Raw genomic sequence first — 5,166 nt, 5'->3', positions numbered from 1 at the left:
GCATGTCAGTTTTCAAAGAGGTAATGTGGAGCGGCGTTCTAGGATTGGGTTTTGAGATCTCCATCTGGAAGCGGCAGGATGGTCGTCAACGAGTGTTGTGTGTGAAGCTTTCAGGGAAGTATTGGATGGGGCCTGGTAGTCCCGAAGGAGGAGTGTTTATTGCGATGATTGTTGGTGCTGCCATGGCGAATCCTCGGGGTTCTTGTCAGGGGTTCGTGTTGGATCTCCGGGAATTGGAGTATCCAGGTGGAGATATGTTGTTTTATTGGAGAGATGTTCTGAATCGATTCAAGCTGCCCGCTGAAGGATACGGATTAACGCTGGTTTGCTCGGATGCGAACAGGGCGCGCGTGCAATCCTTGATCGAAGACGAGGAGCGAACCGAATTGAGGCTGGCTCTTTCGGTCGAAGAAGCTGTTGAATGTATTCTTGGAGGGATGGGGTGATTTCGATCTGTCCACGTGGTTCACCTGCGTGACACAGGAACAGTGCGACGAATTTGCCCGACTGGCGGTTGAGCTCATGCCCTGGGAAAAGAGCGGAAGGTCGGAGCGTGCAGGAGGGATGACGGGGGAGTGCCCGTCATCCTATGGTGCGTGGACGCCGTAGCACTTGGCAGCCTCCATGGGACACGTCCACATCATCCGAGACTTCGCCTCCCCGCACGAGGGGTTCTCCCGCACCGTCCGCATCTACACCCCGGACGCGTACGACCACGAGCCCCACCGGCGCTTCCCCGTGCTCTACATGCAGGACGGGCAGAACGTCTTCGCCCACCCCGAGTCCGCCATCTACGACACTTGGTGTGCCAACACCGCCCTCGAGAGCATGGTGTCCGAGGGGCGCCTGGAGCCCTGGCTCATCGTCGCGGTGGACTCGACGTCCAACAGGCTCTCCGAGTACTCGCCCTGGGACGAGCCGCGCAGCCAGGTCCAGGCCCGTGGCGGGCCCTACACCCGCTTCTTCGTCGAGACCCTCAAGCCCTACATCGATTCCACCTATCGCACCCGCCAGGGCCCTGAGTGGACGGCCGTCATGGGCTCGTCCCTGGGCGGTCTCATCTCGCTGTACCTCGGCTGGAAGCACCCCGAGCTGTTCGGCCGCATCGGCGGCCTGTCTCCCTCCGTCATGTGGGGCTGGAACCGGATGTTCTCCGAGTGGTCCGCCCACACTCGCCGTTGGTCCCGCATCTACCTGGACGCCGGTCTCCACGAGACCATCGATCCGGTCGGCTACACCATGTACTACGGCGACGCCACGCGGGAGTTCTTCCACCACCTCAAGAGCCTGGGCTACGCCGACCACGAGCTGTTCCTCGTGTTGGAGCCGGGTGGGCTCCACCACGAGAAGGACTGGCAGCGCCGGTTGCCACTCGCCATGCGCTGGCTGCTCTGCTGAGCGCCTGGCCCTCCGCGTTCAGCCCCGCGCCTGGATGAAGCGCAGGGCCTCCTGCATGGCCGGCAGATCCTGGTGACGGATGAGGTACATCTCATCCCCCAGCGCGCTCTTGAAGACGGCGGGTAGCTCGCGGTGCTGCAGCAGCGCTCCTCCGAGCCGGTCCACCACCTCCGAGTGCCGGTGGCGGTACTGCCGCCCCGTGCGCCGGCCGGCGTGACACACGTGGTAGCGGGGCGTGTACTGAAATCCGCTCAGGTCGTCGCCGGTCATCATGCGCGCCCACAGGCGGTACACGTCCATGTCGCACGCGTAGTTCATCATGTCCGTCAGGAAGGCTCCCGGCGGGCGCAGGTTCGCCTCCAGCGCGACGTAGCTCCCGTCGGCGAGGCGGAAGAACTCCAGGTGGAACCAGCGCTCGCGCAGCCCGAGCGCCGCCACCGCCCGGCGGCCCAGCTCATCCAGCGCGGGCGGCAGCTCCTTGTGGCTCCAGATGGCCAGATCCTTCTGCTCGAGCACCGACTCCATGATTCCGTCGCTGTACTCGTGGCTGAAGGCGAAGATGATCCGTCCCCGCGCGTCGACGAGCCCGTCGTAGGTGACGATGGTGCCGCGCACGAACACCTGGGCGACGTAGCCGTGCAGGGGCTCGGAGAAGGCCTCGTCCACGTGGGCGTCGTTGGAGACCTTGAAGGTGCGGGCGGCGCCGACGCCCACGTCCGGCTTGAGGACGAGCGGGTAGCCGACCTTCCTGGCGAAGGCCTTCACCCCGGCGGCGTCCTGGACGGGGATGGCATCGGGGTGGGGGATGCCGGCCTTCTTGAAGACATCGTGCATGCCGAGCTTGGAGCGCAGCATGGCGATGTCCGCGGGCTGCAGGCCGGGGACGTGGAAGTCCTCGCGCAGGCGCGCTTCCACCTCGAGCCACGACTCGTTGAGCGAGTCGATGCGGTCGATGCGGCCGTGACGCCAGGTGAAGTAGCCGGTGGCGCGCAGCAGGCTGTCGTAGTGGTTGAGGTTCGGGGTGAAGAAGTACTCGGAGAGGGCCTCGCGCAGCTCGGGGCGGAGGGTGTCGTAGGGCGCGTCGCCGATACCCAGCACGTTGACGCCCCGCTCGCGCAGGGCGGTGACGAAGTGGAAGAACTGAGGCGGGAAGTGGGGCGAGATGAAGACGACGTTCATGACTGCGCCTCCTGCGGCACGGCTTTCCGGACGGGAAAACCCAGGATAGCGGACTCTCCCGTTCCAACGACAGAGGTAATGACGCGAGGCGCCATCAAACGGCTCCCCGTCACTCCTTCCAGAGCACCTTCCAGGGGTGTTGTTTGAGGTCCGAGAGCAGCCCCCGCAGGTCTTCGTAGATCTGCTTGTCCTTCTGCAGCGCTCCCACCGTGCCCTCGCCGGCCTCGATGCGCTGGAGCAGCCGGTCCGCCCGCCCGGCGATCTGATCGAGCTTCTCGCCCGCCGCCGAGTAGCGCTCCAGGGCCAGCTTGAGCCGCTCGCCATCCTTCGCGTCCAGCTGGCTCGTCACCGCCGACAGCCCGTTGAGCGTCCTCGCCGCCGTGCCGGAGATGTCGGGCAGCTCGCGCTTCACCAGCGCCGCCGCGTCCGCCGCGTCTCCCAGCAGCCGCGCCCCCGCGCCTCCGGGCTGCATCGTCTCGCGGGCCACCCTCGCCAGCGTCCGCAGGTCCTTCGCCGCCGCGGACAGCTCGCCCGCCAGCGTCCGCAAGTCTCCCCGGTTCTCGTTCAGCACGCTCTCCATCGTGGTCGTCAGCCGCGACACGTTGGCCGCCAGCTTCCGCAGCCCCTCGGGGTCGTCCGCCAGTGCCCCGCTCGCCACGTCCAGGAAGGCCGAGAGCTGCTGGGCCACCAGGTCCAACCGCGGCGCATCCGTCCCCCGCAGCGCGACTCCAGAGGACAGGGGAGACGCGGACGCGGAGCCCGGGTTCAGCTCCAGGTACGGCTCGCCCAGTGGCCCCACCGTGGCCACCGTCACCCGCGTGTCCGCCCGCAGTGCCGCCTGTACCTCCGGTTTCACCCAGACGCCCATCCGCACCGGCAGCGGCCGGCCCTGCTCGTCGCGCCGGTCCGGCTGCAGGTGGATCTCCTCCACCCGGCCCACCGCCACGCCTCCCAGCTTCACCGGCGCGCCCTTCACCACGTTGCCCGTGTGTGCGAAGTCCACCGAGAGCACCGTCTCGCCACCCGTCCGCAGCTCGCCCATCAGCCACAGCAGCCCGAGCACTCCCACCAGTGCCGCCAGCACCAGCGCGCCCACCTTCATCTCCAAGCGACGCTCATCCATCCGTTGCGCTCTCCAGGAAGGGCGCCGTCAGGGCCCGCAGCTCGGGTTCCGAGGATGCCAGGAACGCCTCGGGCGTGCCCAGGAAGGCACAGCGCCCCCCTCCCACCACCAGCACGCGATCCGCCAGTGTTCGCAGCAGGTGGTAGTCGTGTGACACCACCAGTGCGCCCAGCCCTCGCGCCTTGAGTGAGGCCAGCACCGCCTCCACCTGTGCCGCCGCCCTCCGGTCCAGCCCCGTGGTGGGCTCGTCCAGCAGCAGGTACTCCGGCCGCAGCGCCAGCGCCCTCGCGATCGCCGCCCGCTTCTTCGCCCCGGGCCCCAGCTCGGTGGGCAGCCGATCGGCCGCGGACTCCAGCCCCACCTGGGCCAGCGCCTCGTGCACCGCGTCCGCCGGGAGGTCCGGGGCCGCCAGCGTCACGTTCTCCCGCAGCGTCCGCCAGTCCAGCAGCGCCGGGCCCTGCACCAGGTACGGTGCCCGCTGGCGCAACCTGCGCAGGGCCCGCTCGGGCAGGGTGTCCACCCGCTCGCCGAAGAGCTCCACCTGGCCCGACACGGGCCTCAGCAGTCCCACCGCCAGCCGGCACAGCACGCTCTTGCCCGCGCCACTGGCTCCGGCCACGAAGGTCAGCTCGCGCGTGGACAGCTCCGCGCTCAGCCCCACCAGCGCCCGCCGGCCGGACTCGAACGTCACCGCCACTTCCGAGAAGCGCAGCATCCCGCTCATACCCGCAGCGCCTGGAAGCCCAGCGCCACCACGAAGTCGATCAGCAGGCAGCCGAGACACGCCGCCACCACCCCGCGCGTGGTGGCCTCGCCCACCGCCTCGGCGCCTCCTCGCGCGGACAGGCCCGCCACCGCCGCCGCCAGCGGAATGTAGAGGCCGCAGCCCGCCGCCTTCACCAGCCCCGCCACCACGTCCCACCCGTCCACGTACCGCGCGTCCATGAAGGCCGTCCCGTCCACCCCGAAGACCCAGCTCGCCGTGGCCACCGCCGACAGCGTCGCCGCCATCGTCCCCAGCACGCACAGCAGCGGCACTCCCAACAGCCCCGCCACCACCCTCGGCGCCACCAGGTCCGCGTGCGGATCTCCCGCCGACATCTCCAGCGCCTCCACCTGCTCGTTCACGCTCATGGTGGACAGCTCCGCGCCGTGGCTCGCCCCGCCTCGCGCCGCCGTCAGCAGCGCGGACATCACCGGGCCGAACTCGCGCACCATCAGCTCGAAGTAGGGCGGGCCCACCACCGGCAGGTTCCCCGTCATCTTCCTCGCCTGGCTGTCCGCGATCGTCACCATCACGGCCCCGAAGAAGGCCATGCCCGACGTCACCAGCCACGCGCTGCGCCCGCCCAGCTCGTGCAGCTGGCGCAGGCACTCGTGCCAGGACAGGCCATCACGCGCGCTCGCACGTACCGTGCGCGCGAGCATCAATGCGGGGGCTCCGAAGAAGCTGAGGATGTTCATTC

6 protein-coding genes are annotated in these 5,166 nt (G+C 68.4%); 2 read left to right on the top strand and 4 right to left on the bottom strand.

Annotated elements, in window-relative coordinates; translation table 11 throughout:
- Positions 1–2 precede the first annotated feature (2 nt).
- Entirely contained in the window at positions 3–446 is a 444-nt protein-coding gene (locus NR810_RS00665; protein ID WP_257446199.1) for a hypothetical protein, read from the top strand.
- 178 nt (positions 447–624) lie between these two features.
- The gene (locus NR810_RS00660) at positions 625–1,398 is read left to right on the top strand and encodes an alpha/beta hydrolase (protein WP_257446197.1); all 774 of its coding nucleotides are present in this window, start codon (positions 625–627) and stop codon (positions 1,396–1,398) included.
- A gap of 18 nt (positions 1,399–1,416) precedes the next feature.
- Here the strand turns inward: NR810_RS00660 and NR810_RS00655 are convergent, their stop codons facing one another.
- The 4 genes from NR810_RS00655 to NR810_RS00640 form a co-directional block, all read right to left on the bottom strand.
- Positions 1,417–2,577 carry an ATP-grasp domain-containing protein gene (locus NR810_RS00655; RefSeq protein ID WP_257446195.1) on the bottom strand — a complete coding sequence of 387 codons (1,161 nt, stop codon included), beginning with the start codon at positions 2,575–2,577 and terminating at the stop codon, positions 1,417–1,419.
- 109 nt (positions 2,578–2,686) lie between these two features.
- On the bottom strand, positions 2,687–3,700 hold the full coding sequence (locus NR810_RS00650) for an MlaD family protein (protein ID WP_257446192.1): 1,014 nt from the start codon (positions 3,698–3,700) through the stop codon (positions 2,687–2,689).
- The gene (locus NR810_RS00645) at positions 3,693–4,424 is read right to left on the bottom strand and encodes an ATP-binding cassette domain-containing protein (protein ID WP_257446190.1); all 732 of its coding nucleotides are present in this window, start codon (positions 4,422–4,424) and stop codon (positions 3,693–3,695) included. Before NR810_RS00645 ends, NR810_RS00650 begins: the two co-directional genes overlap by 8 nt.
- Positions 4,421–5,164, bottom strand: coding sequence for an MlaE family ABC transporter permease (locus tag NR810_RS00640; protein ID WP_257446187.1), 744 nt, complete (start codon positions 5,162–5,164; stop codon positions 4,421–4,423). The genes NR810_RS00645 and NR810_RS00640 overlap by 4 nt, the downstream gene beginning before the upstream one ends.
- Positions 5,165–5,166 lie beyond the last annotated feature (2 nt).

It is taken from the genome of Archangium lipolyticum (genome assembly GCF_024623785.1).
GTDB lineage: Bacteria > Myxococcota > Myxococcia > Myxococcales > Myxococcaceae > Archangium > Archangium lipolyticum.
Note: the sequence above shows the minus strand (reverse complement) of the source record. Positions and strands in the feature narration are given on the sequence as shown.

What these genes read in the sequence shown, in the direction of transcription:
- NR810_RS00665 (WP_257446199.1), top strand. Translation starts at nt 3, where the DNA reads ATGTCAGTTTTCAAAGAGGTAATGTGGAGCGGCGTTCTAGGATTGGGT.
- NR810_RS00660 (WP_257446197.1), top strand. Translation starts at nt 625, where the DNA reads ATGGGACACGTCCACATCATCCGAGACTTCGCCTCCCCGCACGAGGGG.
- NR810_RS00655 (WP_257446195.1), bottom strand. Translation starts at nt 2,577, where the DNA reads ATGAACGTCGTCTTCATCTCGCCCCACTTCCCGCCTCAGTTCTTCCAC.
- NR810_RS00650 (WP_257446192.1), bottom strand. Translation starts at nt 3,700, where the DNA reads ATGGATGAGCGTCGCTTGGAGATGAAGGTGGGCGCGCTGGTGCTGGCG.
- NR810_RS00645 (WP_257446190.1), bottom strand. Translation starts at nt 4,424, where the DNA reads ATGAGCGGGATGCTGCGCTTCTCGGAAGTGGCGGTGACGTTCGAGTCC.
- NR810_RS00640 (WP_257446187.1), bottom strand. Translation starts at nt 5,164, where the DNA reads ATGAACATCCTCAGCTTCTTCGGAGCCCCCGCATTGATGCTCGCGCGC.